The organism is Akkermansia muciniphila (assembly GCF_002884975.1).
Lineage (GTDB): Bacteria > Verrucomicrobiota > Verrucomicrobiia > Verrucomicrobiales > Akkermansiaceae > Akkermansia > Akkermansia muciniphila_C.
In genome coordinates, this window is the sequence record NZ_PJKB01000003.1 from 395,395 (window position 1) to 409,564 (window position 14,170).

Sequence of the window (14,170 nt, forward strand, 5' to 3'; positions counted from 1 at the left end):
CCGTCCATGGAAAAATTGCAGACATCCTCAAAAGCGCTGCGCTACCTGCCCTTTCTGGTGGCATCCGCATTCTTCATGCAGATGCTGGACGCCACTATCCTGAACACGGCCATTCCCACCATCGCCCGGAGCTTCCACAGCCACCCGCTGCAGCTCCACTCCCTGGTGACGGCCTACATGCTCACCGTCTGCGTCCTGATCCCGGCCTCCGGGTGGATTTCCGACAAGCTGGGCTCCCGCCGCACCTTCCTCTTCGCCATCTCCGTCTTCTCCGCGGGGTCCCTGCTCTGCGCCCTCTCCACCTCCGTCCCCATGATGACCGCCTGCCGCGTCATCCAGGGAATCGGGGGCGCCTTCCTGATGCCTGTGGGGCGGCTCGTGGTCCTCCGCTCCTACCCGCGCTCCATGTTCGTGAACGTCCTGAACATCGTGACCATTCCGGCGCTGCTGGGGCCGCTCCTGGGTCCGGTGCTGGGCGGCATCATCGTCCAGTACGCCTCCTGGCACTGGATCTTCCTGATCAACATCCCGGTGGGCATCGCGGGCCTGTGGGCCACCTGGAAGATCATGCCGGACCTGAAAGCCGTCAGGGAACAGAGATTTGACTGGCCCGGGTTCTTCCTCTTCTCCTCCTCCGCCGTGCTGGTCACCATGGGCCTCTCCACCGCAGGAGGCGCGGAAGACAGGGAGCGCATGATCCTGCTCATGTCCGCCGGGGGCGTGCTGCAGCTCCTGTACTGGGTGCTGGCGTTCCGGTCAAAAGCGCCCCTCTTCAGCCCCGCCCTGTTCCGCATCAGGAACTTCGCCATAGGCATCGCGGGCAACATCGTCTGCCGGCTGGGCGGCAGCTGCCTGCCTTACCTGATTCCGCTCTTCTTCCAGGTAGTGCTGGGCTACTCAGCCCTTCAATCCGGCATGTCCCTGATCCCCCTGGCGCTGAGCAACCTGCTGGCAAAAACGGTCGCGCCGCGGCTGCTTGGCAAATTCGGCTACCGGAATATCATGGTGGTCAACACTTTTACCATAGGCGCCCTGCTGGCGGCATTCTACTTCATCGGCCCCGGCACCAGTGAACTCACCCTGCTGGGCATGCTGGCCCTGCTGGGCGGGGCCAACTCCATCCAATTCACCTGCATGAACACCCTGACGCTGATCGACCTCCCCAACTCGGACGCCAGCAGCGGCAACTCCCTGCTCTCCACCATCATGCAGTTATCCATCGCCGTCAGCATCGCCGCGGCTTCCCTGCTGCTGGACAGCTTCGGCGGCCACTCGGCCACGTCTGGAACAGCCGTGGAAGCTGCCTTCCACGCCACCTTCGTCACTATCGGCATCACGGCGGCGGCCAGCTCCTTCATCTTCGCCCTGGTGGACAAGGACAAGGGCATTACCCGCAAACGGAAAAAAACGGCCTGATGCGCAGAGGCCGTTCCCGCACCCGTTCAGGAGCAGGAAACGCCCTCTCCCGTCTCCACGGAACAGCACTGAGCAAACTGGGCGCGGGACTCTTCCAGGGTAATCGGCTTCTTATCCGCCCCCAGGGCCACGTATACCAGCTCCGCTTCCGTAATCTTGGCGATGTTGTTGCAGAGCTTCGTCAGGCGTTCCGCATACACCTCCACCTTCACGGTGACGGAAGTGCGCCCTACCTTGATAATCTCCGTATAAAAGGAAACCACATCCCCCACCAGCACGGGAGCTTCAAACGTCAGGCTGCTGACCGCACGCGTCACAATGTAGCGGCTCAACGCATAACGCATGGCCGTATTGGCGCCCGCAAGGTCCACCTGGCTCATCACCCAGCCGCCGAACACTTCCCCGCTCTGATTGGTATCCGCGGGCATGGGCTCCACGCGCAAGGCGGGAATGCGGTCTTCCGGAAGCTGGGCATGTTGATATGTACTTTCCATAAATAAGAATAATTATAAATTAATGCAGTTATGCTCATCTATCCCGGCTCTCTTGTAAAGAGCAAAAAGCGGAAACGGAAAATGGCCGTTTCCGAGGCATCCCCCCAAGAAATGGGAATCCGCCTTTGAAAAACAATAAAGCATTGATAATAGATTTGTTATCATTTTAAAAGGAAGCATGCGGCGGCGGCTTCCCCGCCAGGAGGCCCCGCCTTTCTTTCCCTGCTGCCTCCATGGCTGATATAACAGACTCCGGACCTTCCCCTTCCATTCAAAATGAGGGAAAAAACCGTCTGCTGCTTCACGGGAGACGCCTTAACCCTGAAGCTGGCTCCTCTGAAACCGCAGAAACAACAGGTTCCATAAAAACGCGCCGGAATAAGCCGCTTTTATACCGGAAAGGCGGATTTGTGCGTCTTATTCCCGCCATTTTTTATCATGCCGGGAGACAGGGTTGTCCATCTTTCATGGACCGTGATTTAGAACCTAAAACGAAAGAAGTGGACGGAGAAGAATGGCCCGCTTCCGACTTCGCGTACGTGCCGGACCCCGAAAAGCCTTCCACCTGGAAACTGCCGATCTTCAACATGCACCACGTTGGAGGAGCCCTGGCCGCCATGACCAGTGACTACCGCGGCAATCCCGTGGAAATCCCGGAAGAGGACCGCCAGGCCGTCATGGACAGAATCCTGGCCCGGAAAGCGGAACTGGAACGGGAAAAAAGGTAATTACACTCTTCTTCCACCGGAACACAGCAGTAGACGAGTAAATTCCCATCTTTTGCTTCCTTTATTTTTTCCGTCCGGCAGGGTAAAACCTGCCGGATTTTTTGTGCCCGTTTCCCGGCGTGAAAAGATTTCACGATAGCCCCGCGCAACCGGGACAGGAAAACTCATTCTTCCCATATTTTTTGAATTTACGGGTGTAATGGCATGGAATTCCAGCGGGCCTGTGGTAGAATTGCCGTATTCCGCCATCCTTGGAAAAAAGGAAGCGGCCGAGGACATTAAAACTTCCCTGGTCCTGGAAACGGCGGCCTTTCTTCTGCAAACCAGAACCCGCAACGCCATTTCCTCCCCTTAAACGTAATCCGCATGACAGGAGAAAAAGTGAAAAAATGCCTCTGGTTATTCTGGATTAACCTATTCATCGGGGCGTTCACTTTTGGGGGCGGCTACATTGTTGTGCCGATGATCAGCAAGTACTTTGTCCGGAAAAAACAGTTATTTTCCAAGGAGGAGCTTCTGTCCATGGCCGCCATCGCGCAATCTGCGCCCGGGGCCATTGCCGTCAATCTCTCCGCACTGGCGGGGCACCGCGCCGCAGGCATGGCCGGCGTGGCATCCAGCTGCCTGGGAGCCGTCATTCCGCCGCTGATCATTCTTTCCATCGTATCCGTCTGGTATGACGCCTTCAGCTCCAATACCGCCGTGGAAGCGGTGCTGCGCGGCATGCAGGCGGGCGTGGCGGCGCTTATTGTGGACATCGTGGCGGACATGTGGCAGATGATTCTCCGCAGAAAATCCGCCCTGCTGAACGCCCTGATGCCGGGCGCGTTCCTGGCCAGCTTCGTCTTCCGTCTCAACATCGCCGCCATTCTGGCCGTGTGCTGCGTCCTGAGCCTCTGGCACGTCCGGAGAACGCTGGGAAGGAGGGCCGGATGATACAGGCGCTCTGGCAGCTTTTCAGCGTCTTTCTCCAGATCGGCGCGTTCAGCATCGGGGGCGGCTATGCCGTCATCCCCATGATCCGGGACCAGGTGGTGATTCACCAGGGCTGGATTACGCAGAAGGTTTTTACGGATATCATCACCATCTCCCAGATGACGCCGGGGCCGCTGGCCATCAACACCTCCACCTTCGTGGGACTGCAAATCGCCGGCATCCCCGGAGCCGTGGCGGCCACCCTGGGATGCATCATTCCCGGCGTGGCGGCGGCGCTGCTGCTGCACCTCTTTTTCCAGAGGCACAAAAGGTCCGCTTACGTCTCCGGGGTTCTGGAAGGCTTGAAAGCCGCTTCCGTGGGACTGATCATGTCCGCAGGGGGCACCATCCTGATGCTGACTTTCTGCGGCACCTTTGACTGGCACGCCATCACGGAAGTGGATATCCCGAGCATCATCCTCTTCAGCGCGGCCCTGTTCATCCTGCGGAAATGGAAGATGAATCCCATCCTGCTGATGAGCCTGACGGGACTGGCCGGATATTTTATTTACGGAATATCCTGAAGCACACGCCCCGCCGGTTGTCCTTCCATCCGGTGATTTTTCCTGAAATCAAATTGGAGAAATTTAAAAGTATTCAAGGAAGAGAGGGATTGAAAAGTTTTATCCTGATCAAGGGAGATATTATTCAGAATAATACTATATCTATGAATATCAACGACATGTTAGCATAAAACCCCGTCTTCCCCTGAACGGATAACGCGGGTTCCGGTCATCACGGATAGGAAAAGCGGAATACCGGAGAAGAAATGCACCCGGCAGACAGCAATATTCATTCTTCCCGGCATCTCTGCGCCAATAGCACGATTAATGAAAAAATGAGCACAAAAGACATTAACAGGATGCAGGACCCGCGCCAGGAATTCCACCGGGAAGGGTATGAAAAACAACAGCAGGAAGCCCCCGGCCTGCAATCCGAAATGAAGCCCGTGCCGGACGCCGGAGAAGAGAGCTATCAGGGCTGCGGGAAGCTCCGGGGTCGGAAGGCCCTGGTCACGGGCGGGGATTCGGGCATAGGCCGTGCGGCCGCCATTGCCTATGCCCGTGAAGGAGCGGATGTGGCCCTGAATTATCTTCCGGAAGAACAAAGCGACGCGGAGGAAGTGGCGGAGCTGGTCAGGAAGGCAGGCAGGAACGCCGTTCTGCTGCCCGGGGACCTCAGTGACGAATCCTTCTGCAAGCAACTCATCAGGGACGCCCTGGAAAAACTGGGCGGGCTGGACATCCTGGCGCTGGTAGCCGGCAAGCAGGTGGCGGTGGAAGACATTCAGGATATTACCACGGAGCAGTTAACCAAGACATTTGAAGTGAACGTTTTCTCCCTGTTCTGGATTGCCAAGGCCGCCCTCCCCCACCTCAAGCCCGGGGCGAGCATCATCACCTGCTCCTCCATCCAGGCCTATCAGCCGGGCAAAAACCTGATTGACTATGCCTCCACTAAAGCGGCCATCATCGCCTTCAGCCGCGCCCTGGCCAAACAGGTGGCCTCCAAGGGAATCCGGGTCAATGTAGTGGCCCCGGGCCCGGTCTGGACGCCTTTGCAGGTGACCGGAGGGCAGCTTCAGGAAGACCTGCCGGAATTCGGCCAGAAAACACCCCTCAAGCGCGCCGGGCAGCCTGTGGAACTATCCGGCCTGTACGTCTTTCTCGCCTCCCAGGAGTCCAGCTTCATCACTGCAGAAGTCTTCGGCGTCACGGGAGGCATGCACCTGTCCTGAAGCAGACATCCGCGGAACCGGGAAAGGATGCGTGCCTCTTTTGCTCGCGGGCGGGCGTCTTCCTTTACGGCAGAGCTGGGCCCCTTGGTCTTCTATTCCCTTCCCGGGCTCCGCGGGCAAGGAAGCTTCCGTCCTTCCGGGGAACACCCGGCGGCAGGAATTTTTCCTCGCATCAGGCGAATCCCATCAGGCGCGCCGTTCCCGCCACCAGAATGCACATGGCGACGCCGCAGACCGTCGGGATGGCAAAGGCAAGTATGGCCCACTTCCATTTGCCCGTCTCCTTGCGGACTGTAAGAACAGCGGTGGAGCACGGCCAGTGCATCAGGGAAAACAGCATGGTGCACAATGCCGTTACCCAGGTCCAGCCGTTGTCCGTCAGGAGGGATTTCAACTGGTTCATGTCATCCATGTCCATCATGTTGTCTGAAGCCAGGTAGCCCATGATGATCAGGGGAAAGACGATTTCATTGGCCGGAATGCCCAGAATGAACGCCATCAGGATCACGCCGTCCAGCCCCATGAGGCGCCCGGCGGGGTCCAGCCATTGCGTGCCGTGCACCAGCAGGCTGGCGTCTCCCAAACGGATATTCGCCATCAGCCAGATGACGATTCCGGCAGGAGCCGCCACCATCACCGCGCGCCACAGCACCGCCAGCGTCCTGTCCATGAAGGAACGGACAATCACCTTCCCGATCTGGGGCTTGCGGTAGGGGGGCAGTTCCAGGGTAAAGGAGGACGGCGTCCCCTTCAGGATCGTATGGGACAGCAGGGCCGTCATGGCAAACGTCATCCCCACGCCCAGGCCGATGAGGAGCACCAGCCCCGCGACGGAGGCCAGCGGCTGCAGCCCGGACGCCACGGATCCGGCAAAGAACATGGTCATGAGCGCGATCAGCGTGGGAAACCTGCCGTTGCAGGGAACGAAATTGTTCGTCAAGATGGCGACGAGCCGCTCCCTGGGGGAATCAATGATACGGCACCCCGTGATTCCTGCTGCATTGCACCCGAATCCCATGCACATGGTCAGCGCCTGCTTGCCGCAGCCGCAGCACTTCTGGAACACCTTGTCCATATTGAACGCCACCCGGGGCAGATAGCCGGAATCCTCCAGCAGGGTGAACAGGGGGAAAAAGATGGCCATGGGAGGCAGCATCACGGAGACGACCCATGCCACCACGCGGTAAACGCCCAGTACCAGCACGCCGTGCAGCCATTCCGGAGCATGCGCCAGGCGGAACAGGGCTGTAAGGGCTTCCTGTCCTTCGCCAAGCAGGTCCGCCAGCCACTGGGAAGGATAATTGGCCCCCACGATGGTAATCCAGAAAATGAGCACCAGCAGGACGAACATGAGGGGATAAGCCGTCCACCGGCCCATCAGCACCTTGTCGATGCGCCTGTCGCGCCCCAGGCCCCCGCCATCCGGCAGGATGACCGCCCCCTGGCACAACCGCTCCGCCCGTTCCACGAAGGCGGCCGCCACACGGTCGCCAAAAGATTCGCCGGAAAAAGAATCAGCTGCGGCCGCCTCACGGAGGATATCCTCCACCTCTTTCTCTTTCCTTAAATCATTCCCCGCATGCTGCGCCAGAAGCCCGAGCGTTCCTTCATCCCCCTCCAGCAGCTTGACGGATGCCCAGCGGGGCTCCAGGCCATCCAGGGAATGGCCGGAAACAGCGGTTTCCAAACGCTTCAGCCACGGTTCCATGTCCTTCCCGTAGGACAGGCGGCGGGAAGGGCGCCTCTCTCCGGACCACGCCATCCGCCGCACCGTTTCCGCCAGGACTTTCAACCCCTCCCCCCTGGCGGCTGCCGCCGGAATCACGGGCACTCCAAGACGTTTTTCCAGAAGAGGGCAGTTGATGCGGATGCCCTTGCGCCGGGCCTCATCCATCAAATTAACGCAGACCACTACATTTCCCGTCGTTTCCATGACCTGGAGGGCCAGATTCAAATCCCGTTCCAGATTGGTGGCGGAACAAACTACAATGACGGCATCCGCATTGCCAAAACAGATGAAATCCCGCGCCGCCTCTTCATCCGAGGAACAGGCCAGCAGGGAATACGTGCCCGGCGTATCCACCAGCAGGTACTCTTGCGAACCGCGCCCCACGATACCCTCCGCACGGACCACCGTCTTGCCGGGCCAGTTCCCGGTATGCTGGCGCAGTCCCGTCAGCGCATTAAACACCGTGCTCTTTCCCACGTTGGGAGCGCCCGCCAGGGCCACAACGGGCATGCGCTTTTCCTCCGGGCCGTAAGAACCGTCCCGTTCCTCTTCACTATTCGGATTCACCGGATTTCCTTCCGTTGCTGGTTTCAGGCGGACTTGACGGTAATCAGTTCCAGATCGGAAGACCTGAACGCCATCACTGTTCCACGCACAAGAAAGGCAACGGGATCCCCGAACGGCCCGCGTTCCAGGCATTCTACCCGGGTTCCGGGAATCATGCCTATATCCATCAACCGCCTTTTCAGGCGGCTTTCCACTCCCAGGGATTCAATCCTGGCGGCTTTCCCCTCAGGCAACTGGTTTAATGTCATGGTCAGTTTATCCTTTCTATTAATTGTTCATGCAGAAATTTCCACAAGGATGGCATCAGCGGCGGCGGCCGGCAATTCAAACCGTCGCCCTTCACGGGCTTCCACCAGAAACGCGCCGCAGTGCGCGCCTTCCTCCAGGAGGGCCACCTTTTCATGAAGGCGAATGCCGCAGGAGGCGAGAAGCTCCAGCAGTTCCTTTGACTCCGGCACACGCCTGACCACCGCCGGAATCCCCGCCGGGAGGTCGGACAGCCGGGAAAGCGGCCCTTCCCGCGGTTCCTGGCTCCTCCTGCCCGGTATCTTTCTCCCGTGGGGGCACATCTCCGGGTAACCCAGAAAACGGTCCAGCTTTTCCATCAACTGCGGAGAGGCCGCATGTTCCAGCTTTTCCGCTTCCTCATGCACGTCTTCCCACGCATATCCGAGGTGGTCTACCAGGAAAACCTCCCACAGCCGGTGAATGCGCACCAGCCGCACGGCGGCTTCCTCCCCTTTCCGCGTCAGGCGGATGGAACGTTTTTCCACGCTCTCCACCAGGCCTTCCTTTTCCATCTTCCGGATAATTTCACTGACGGAAGCGGCGGAAACGCCCAGATCATCCGCAATATGCCTGTTGCTGACACGCTCCGCGTTCTGCTGGAGCCTGGCAATCGCTTTCAAATAATCTTCACGGCTGCTGGTCATGGCGCTGATGCTCTCCTTTGTTATAAGGTATACCTAACAAAATGCCATTTCGCTCAAATAAAAAAGCTTCTCCCGTGTCAGCAAGGCCAATTTCCATGCGGAAAATGACTGTGGACAGCCGGCGAACAGGAATAAGGCGGCACGCGCCATTTCCAGATTGTTCCTGAAGGGTATTCCTGCTTGAATATGGCATGGTATCCGGCAGAACCATTCTGGCTTCATTTCTTTTTTTAACGGTCATGGTTCTTTCCACGGCTCATGGAGGTCCGCTGAAAACGCCCGTCATCACCCTGGGCGAGAAAAAAAGCCTGTTTGGAGAACAGGCGCAGGCCAATGAATATGTCAGCTACGCCCTCTATTACTGGCCGGACCCCGCCAACCCGAATGGCCCTTACAAGCCCATTGACGGCAAAAAGAACGAGAAGCTCCGCAGCATGGACGACAGCGGCAAAATGGCCGCTTTCATCAACACCGTCTGCCAACTGGGACGCCAGTATGAATTAAACGGGGACGAGAAGGCCGCCTCCCGCGCCGGAGAATGGCTGAGAGCCTGGTTCATTGCGCCGGCCACCCGCATGCAGCCTCATTTGAAATACGCCCAGATCCGCCCCGGACGCCAGACGGAAAGCGACGGCGGCGGCATCATCGACCTCTACCGCATGCCCGACTTTCTGGACGCGCTGGCCGTACTGAAACGCTCCAGGGCGCTGGCGAAAGAGGAATGGAAGCAGGTTGACGCGTGGCTCAGGCAATACTATGCATGGCTGGCCACCAGCAGGCAGGGCAGGCATGCACATACGAGCACCAACAACCATTACCTGTTCTATGTGGCGCAGTGCGCCAGCCTGGCCCACTTCCTGGGGTGTGACAGGGAAGCGCGGCAATGGCTGGCTGAGGCCTTTGCCAACATGGACCGCCACATTGCCCCGGACGGCTCCCAGCCGGAAGAACTCAACCGGGCGGAATCCTGGCAATACAGCGTTTACACCCTTCAGGCCTGGGCCTACCTCGTACGCGCCGCGGAACGCACAGGGGACAAAAACTACCGTTACAGAAAAACTCCTGCCGGAGCCTCCATCCAGAAAGCGGCGGATTACCTCACTCCGTTCCTCACCAACCCCGGGGCGTGGCCCTGGAAAGGCTCCAGGCCAGGCACCTCATTACCCGGCATCTTTGAACCGTCCCGGCCGGAGAAAGAAAAACAGGACCGTTCCTAAACAGCGGCACCGTTAAAAAGCCATCCCCGGTTTATAGAAAATCCCGCCGCCAGCAGCATAAAAACAAGGGCTCCTGTTACCTTTTCAATTTCTCAGCAATTCTGCCGAGGTTTTTTTCCGTTGCCGTCCTTAATTTCTCCTGCTGTTTCCAGTACCACGCCGTTCTTTCGGATACTCCGGCCTGCTCCGCCAGCCAGCGCACGGCGTCGCTCGTGTCACAGCCCGTTTTCTTCCGGACGGCTTCCAGCAGTTGAGTGACATATTTGTTCATGAGTTCCTGGGGTGACGTTATTTTGACTCCCATGCCCGGCTGAATTCGCTGTCATGAAACAGGGCGGCAATGCCACTGAGCTGCTTGAGGCGCAGCAGTTCCGTCGCGTCCATGCCCAGGTTTTTAAGTATCCACGCATCCGACATGCCTGCTTCCGTCAGTTCCCGGATAATGTTGGTCATGAGTTCGATACTATGAGACCCACGGGCACGGTTGTGCCTGATGGTGGAGGCCATGCGGTTTCCAAGAGGCTTGTCAATGACGGCCACCGGCACCATGCCTTCCTCCCGTTCGTAAATATCGCGGTGGGTTTTCATGATCTGGCAGCGGTGGAACCCGTCAACGATTTCATAGGTGCCGTCCTCCAGTTTATAACAGACAATCGGCATCGTATAGCCGTCTTCCTTGATGCTCTGGTAAAGCAGCTTCATTTCGGGGGGAGCCACACTATTCGGGTTGTAGGCATTGGAGCGGATTTTGTCCAGCGGAACACGCCGGATCTTGTAGACGGGGGATGGAGAGGAGGTTTTCATGAAATGCTGCGGTATTTATTGACGGCGGCACGGCGCCGGGCAATCGCTCCCTTGGTTGGACTGAATCCGGCATATCTGCAAAAATAGTCATTTTTCATGATACAGATGCACATGCGCTTGTAGGAAGGGACCTGCCGGAAATTGCTGACGGGCATGTCGTCAGGGTAGCCCATGAATTGAACGACGTCGCGCCCGCCGTAGCGTCTCGATTTACCCGTTACGGTAGCCAGCGGGTAGGCGGCCAGCACTTCATCAGCGGTTCCGGGATCGACAGTCCCCCCTTTTGTCCAGTATTTCTTGGATTTTTCAAGGATGCTGTTGTAGTGGGCCGCCGTCTTCGCATCCATCGTGGAAAGCAGGAATTCATAGTAGGATTTCCAGGTATGGCCGGACGGCAGCTTGATGGTTTTCCAGCCCATGGCCGTCGTGCCTCCGTACAGGCCCGTAAAGTTGACGCCGTTAACCCTTCCGATCATGCGCGCCCAGTTGGCGGGATCAATGACTTTGTAGAGTTTCAGGCTTTCCTGGGCACAGTCGTTGAATGGGCTTGCCACCCGCATTTGCCCGGCAGTGAGGCCCGCCTGGTACAAGAGGTCATAGAGACGGTTGTAGTCAAAACCCAAGCGGGCGTTGGCCGTCCAAATATCGCTGACACGCCAGTCGTAGAGAGGGTAGGCATTGACGGTTACGGCATCAGTCTGCGTAATCCATTTTCTGCCTTTATAGGATCTCCTTTTATTGCCGCGCGCCACGGCGGCGTACCTGTTGAGGCTTTCATCCGCACGCAGCCCCACCATGACGGCGGTGGTTCCATGCCTCTTGGCAAAGTAGCGTGAGAGCTTGTCCTGGAATTCGTAATCCACCATGCCGTGCCGGAACGGAACGTCCAGATTTCCTTCATGAACCACATAGGGGTTTTCCGGCATGGGCCGCACCCACAGTTTTTCCTGGGCGGCGTCCCACGGCGTCCAGTAGGGTTCCCCCAGGGCACATGCGGACTGGGCCTTGACCGGCACGCAGTACCACATTTTACGTATGCCGGGGAATTGTTCCAGAAACGTCCGGGTCACATACTCGGTCGTCATCTGGTACTGGGCCTCATAGTCCAGATGGTACATGGTCAGCTTGTCCAGCAGGCCTTGTTCATCCGCATAATTGTAGCAGAGATTGAGCATGACGCCGCTGTCCTTACCGCCTGAGAAGGAAACCAGAACATGGTCAAACTCCTGGAAACAGTAGGCGATGCGTTCCAGGGCCGCTTCATAGACGTTTTTGTCCAGGTAGGTTTTCACAATTTTTCCAGAATCTTTCTTGCATCACGCCTGAAGCAGTCCGCCATCAGGCAACCTGCCGGAGCCTCCTTTGCCAAACAGGACTGCCGCGTCTTTAATGCCTGCGTAATGGTAAATAACATCGTGTTTTGCCATGTTTTGAAATGCGTAACAGGTTACGAACCGTTGTTTTCCTGCAACAATACCAACCTACTGAATTATTGGAGCAGGTCAATGTTTTTACTGCAATTATTTCAGTAATTTTACTATGATTCCCCTCCTTCTCAAAATACCAATGCTTTTCCACGAGTAACGCCATTCATGGAACGCCGCTTCCATTGCGGCATGGTTTCCCTCTCCTTGCCGGGGATGCCATATCATTTTCAGGATCAGTGCAGCGGCACAGGAATCAAAACAGAAAGGAACCGGGTGAGGCTTCCGCTGTTTTAATTCTTTCAGCGGAAAATACACGGCATACTTTTTACTAATGCCCGGTTAAGGATAGTGGATTGTGCAGGATGGCGCCGCCTTCCGGTCTCCCGCCACTAATGTTTCTCCCAAGCGCGCTCCTGCGGCTTCATTTTTCAAATGGCGATACAGCCATTGCTTCCTTCCTTGAAGAAAAAATACCCGGCTTTTTCTTTTGAGAAGCCGGACAGCTTGACAAAATACAGCCCCGTCAGCACCCGCCCGGAGCCTATTTTGCCGGATTTACTTTCAAGCGCTTCATGGTTTTCTCCGGTAAGCCCGGTTTACGCCGGAATGGAACCAAAACATGATATTCGTTCATCCTTCAGGAACGCTTTTCCATGATTTTCACATTTCCAGCTCCAAAACGGCAAAAAACAACCCTCACAAGTGATTAAACTTGTGAGGGCTAGAAAATGAATGGCTCCCCCGGTTGGGCTCGAACCAACGACCTAGTGATTAACAGTCACCCGCTCTACCGCTGAGCTACAGGGGAGTTTGCGTTCCATGGAGCGCGGGTGGATTTTTACTGGAGGCACAGGCGTTTGGCAAGTACTTTTTTGTTCCTGCATGTTTTTTGACGCAAAAAAGCCTCCGGGGAATGGACATGCCAACGGTGTTTCTTGACCTTTGAGGGGAGAATGCCCAGACTTTCAGCGACATGAGTGAACATCACCATCATATTGCTGTTCTGGCTGGCGACGGCATCGGGCCCGAGGTCATGAAGGAGGCCCTGAAGGTTCTGGACGCCGTAAGCGCCAGGTTCGGTTTTACCGTAAGCCGCAAGGAGGCTTTTGTGGGAGGCGCGGGCATCGACCATTGCGGCAAGGCCCTTCCGGAAGAAACCATCCGCGCCTGTGAAGAGGCGGACGCCGTCCTGTTCGGCTCCGTGGGCGGGCCCAAGTGGGAACACCTTCCCGCCAATGAACAGCCGGAGCGCGGCGCCCTGCTCCCGCTGAGAAAGCACTTCGGCCTGTATGCCAACCTGCGGCCCGGCGTATGCCTGCCCGCGCTCACGCATGCCTCCCCCATCAAGAATGAGCTGATTGAAGGCGGCTTTGATATTCTGTGCGTCCGGGAACTGACGGGCGGCCTGTACTTCGGCCAGCCGCGTTTCCGCGAACAGGAGGGGGACGACGTGGTGGTGGTGGATACCATGCGCTATCACAAGAGTGAGATGGAGCGCATTGCCAGGGTGGCCTTTGAAGCCGCACGCGGACGCCGTAAGCGCGTCACCAGCGTGGACAAGGCGAACGTGCTGACCAATTCCCTGCTGTGGCGCGAGACGATGATTGAGGTTTCCAAGGATTATCCGGACGTGGAGCTGCTCCACATGTACGTGGACAATGCCGCCATGCAGCTGGTGCGCAATCCCCGCCAGTTTGACGTGCTGGTGACGGAGAACCTGTTCGGGGACATTCTTTCCGACGAAATGGCCATGATCTGCGGTTCCCTGGGCATGCTGCCCAGCGCCAGCCTGTGCCAGGGCAGTGAGGGCAACGGCCTGTTTTTCGGCCTTTACGAGCCTTCCGGCGGCTCCGCCCCGGACATCGCCGGCAAGGGCATTGCCAACCCGATCGCCCAGATTCTTTCCCTCTCCATGCTGCTGCGCTATTCCCTCGGGGAAAAGGACGCGGCAGACGCCATTGACGCCGCCGTGCGCCGCGTGATTGAACAGGGCTACCGCACGGGAGACCTGGCTACGGGCGCCCCCGGAGAAATCCGCGTGAATACCGCGGAGATGGGGAATGCCATTATTGCGGCCCTTTAAAAGGCGTTTTTCCAGCTCCGCAGGCGCATTCCACCGTCTGCGGGGCTTTCACCTCCGGAA

The 14,170-nt window shown here is 57.6% G+C and carries 17 protein-coding genes and 1 tRNA gene; 8 read left to right on the plus strand and 10 right to left on the minus strand.

Annotated features, from left to right (window positions below; all coding sequences use genetic code 11):
* Window positions 1-6 precede the first annotated feature (6 nt).
* A complete protein-coding gene (locus tag CXU21_RS11550; RefSeq protein ID WP_102726124.1) occupies window positions 7-1,416 on the plus strand; it encodes a DHA2 family efflux MFS transporter permease subunit in 1,410 nt (469 codons plus the stop codon).
* A 26-nt stretch (window positions 1,417-1,442) separates the two neighbouring features.
* On the opposite strand, the gene CXU21_RS11555 is transcribed toward CXU21_RS11550, so the two are convergent.
* A complete protein-coding gene (locus tag CXU21_RS11555; RefSeq protein WP_102712904.1) occupies window positions 1,443-1,910 on the minus strand; it encodes an acyl-CoA thioesterase in 468 nt (155 codons plus the stop codon).
* Window positions 1,911-2,377: 467 nt separating this feature from the next.
* Between CXU21_RS11555 and CXU21_RS11560 the strand changes: the two genes are divergently transcribed.
* Window positions 2,378-2,638 carry a hypothetical protein gene (locus tag CXU21_RS11560; RefSeq protein WP_102712906.1) on the plus strand — a complete coding sequence of 87 codons (261 nt, stop codon included), beginning with the start codon at window positions 2,378-2,380 and terminating at the stop codon, window positions 2,636-2,638.
* Here the strand turns inward: CXU21_RS11560 and CXU21_RS12250 are convergent, their stop codons facing one another.
* Window positions 2,639-2,887, minus strand: coding sequence for a hypothetical protein (locus CXU21_RS12250; protein WP_180972795.1), 249 nt, complete (start codon window positions 2,885-2,887; stop codon window positions 2,639-2,641). It lies immediately after the preceding gene.
* A gap of 117 nt (window positions 2,888-3,004) precedes the next feature.
* Here CXU21_RS12250 and CXU21_RS11565 point away from each other — a divergent pair, with 117 nt between their 5' ends.
* The 3 genes from CXU21_RS11565 (at window position 3,005) to CXU21_RS11575 (ending at window position 5,351) form a co-directional block, all read left to right on the plus strand.
* Entirely contained in the window at window positions 3,005-3,574 is a 570-nt protein-coding gene (locus tag CXU21_RS11565; RefSeq protein WP_102726125.1) for a chromate transporter, read from the plus strand.
* Complete coding sequence (locus CXU21_RS11570; protein ID WP_102726195.1) at window positions 3,574-4,137, plus strand: chromate transporter; 564 nt, start codon at window positions 3,574-3,576, stop codon at window positions 4,135-4,137. The genes CXU21_RS11565 and CXU21_RS11570 overlap by 1 nt, the downstream gene beginning before the upstream one ends.
* Window positions 4,138-4,451: 314 nt before the next feature.
* Window positions 4,452-5,351: an SDR family oxidoreductase gene (locus CXU21_RS11575; RefSeq protein ID WP_102712909.1), complete on the plus strand. Its 900-nt coding sequence runs from the start codon at window positions 4,452-4,454 to the stop codon at window positions 5,349-5,351.
* A gap of 172 nt (window positions 5,352-5,523) precedes the next feature.
* On the opposite strand, the gene feoB is transcribed toward CXU21_RS11575, so the two are convergent.
* Genes feoB through CXU21_RS12255 form a run of 4 tightly spaced genes read right to left on the minus strand, consistent with a single transcriptional unit; the run spans window position 5,524 to window position 8,820 of the window.
* Entirely contained in the window at window positions 5,524-7,647 is a 2,124-nt protein-coding gene (gene feoB / locus CXU21_RS11580; RefSeq protein WP_219723189.1) for a ferrous iron transport protein B, read from the minus strand.
* A 23-nt stretch (window positions 7,648-7,670) separates the two neighbouring features.
* Window positions 7,671-7,895 carry a FeoA family protein gene (locus tag CXU21_RS11585; protein ID WP_102712911.1) on the minus strand — a complete coding sequence of 75 codons (225 nt, stop codon included), beginning with the start codon at window positions 7,893-7,895 and terminating at the stop codon, window positions 7,671-7,673.
* Between the two features lie 27 nt (window positions 7,896-7,922).
* Window positions 7,923-8,579 carry a metal-dependent transcriptional regulator gene (locus CXU21_RS11590; protein WP_102726126.1) on the minus strand — a complete coding sequence of 219 codons (657 nt, stop codon included), beginning with the start codon at window positions 8,577-8,579 and terminating at the stop codon, window positions 7,923-7,925.
* On the minus strand, window positions 8,563-8,820 hold the full coding sequence (locus tag CXU21_RS12255; RefSeq protein ID WP_180972797.1) for a hypothetical protein: 258 nt from the start codon (window positions 8,818-8,820) through the stop codon (window positions 8,563-8,565). Before CXU21_RS12255 ends, CXU21_RS11590 begins: the two co-directional genes overlap by 17 nt.
* Between CXU21_RS12255 and CXU21_RS11595 the strand changes: the two genes are divergently transcribed.
* Window positions 8,819-9,796: an alginate lyase family protein gene (locus CXU21_RS11595; RefSeq protein WP_180972798.1), complete on the plus strand. Its 978-nt coding sequence runs from the start codon at window positions 8,819-8,821 to the stop codon at window positions 9,794-9,796. The two genes, CXU21_RS12255 and CXU21_RS11595, sit on opposite strands and share 2 nt — an antisense overlap.
* Window positions 9,797-9,872: 76 nt before the next feature.
* Here CXU21_RS11595 and CXU21_RS11600 read toward each other — a convergent pair whose 3' ends face one another.
* Genes CXU21_RS11600 through CXU21_RS11610 form a run of 3 tightly spaced genes read right to left on the minus strand, consistent with a single transcriptional unit; the run spans window position 9,873 to window position 11,892 of the window.
* Window positions 9,873-10,067, minus strand: a complete 195-nt coding sequence (locus tag CXU21_RS11600) for a hypothetical protein (protein ID WP_102712917.1) — start codon at window positions 10,065-10,067, stop codon at window positions 9,873-9,875.
* Between the two features lie 17 nt (window positions 10,068-10,084).
* The gene (locus CXU21_RS11605) at window positions 10,085-10,600 is read right to left on the minus strand and encodes an IbrB-like domain-containing protein (RefSeq protein WP_102726128.1); all 516 of its coding nucleotides are present in this window, start codon (window positions 10,598-10,600) and stop codon (window positions 10,085-10,087) included.
* Window positions 10,597-11,892: a phosphoadenosine phosphosulfate reductase gene (locus CXU21_RS11610; RefSeq protein ID WP_102726129.1), complete on the minus strand. Its 1,296-nt coding sequence runs from the start codon at window positions 11,890-11,892 to the stop codon at window positions 10,597-10,599. Before CXU21_RS11610 ends, CXU21_RS11605 begins: the two co-directional genes overlap by 4 nt.
* A 567-nt stretch (window positions 11,893-12,459) precedes the next feature.
* Between CXU21_RS11610 and CXU21_RS12455 the strand changes: the two genes are divergently transcribed.
* Window positions 12,460-12,684: a hypothetical protein gene (locus CXU21_RS12455; protein ID WP_146016631.1), complete on the plus strand. Its 225-nt coding sequence runs from the start codon at window positions 12,460-12,462 to the stop codon at window positions 12,682-12,684.
* 76 nt (window positions 12,685-12,760) lie between these two features.
* On the opposite strand, the gene CXU21_RS11615 is transcribed toward CXU21_RS12455, so the two are convergent.
* A tRNA-Asn gene (locus CXU21_RS11615) sits at window positions 12,761-12,835 on the minus strand.
* Window positions 12,836-13,000: 165 nt separating this feature from the next.
* Here CXU21_RS11615 and leuB point away from each other — a divergent pair.
* Complete coding sequence (gene leuB / locus CXU21_RS11620) at window positions 13,001-14,110, plus strand: 3-isopropylmalate dehydrogenase (RefSeq protein ID WP_102726130.1); 1,110 nt, start codon at window positions 13,001-13,003, stop codon at window positions 14,108-14,110.
* Window positions 14,111-14,170 lie beyond the last annotated feature (60 nt).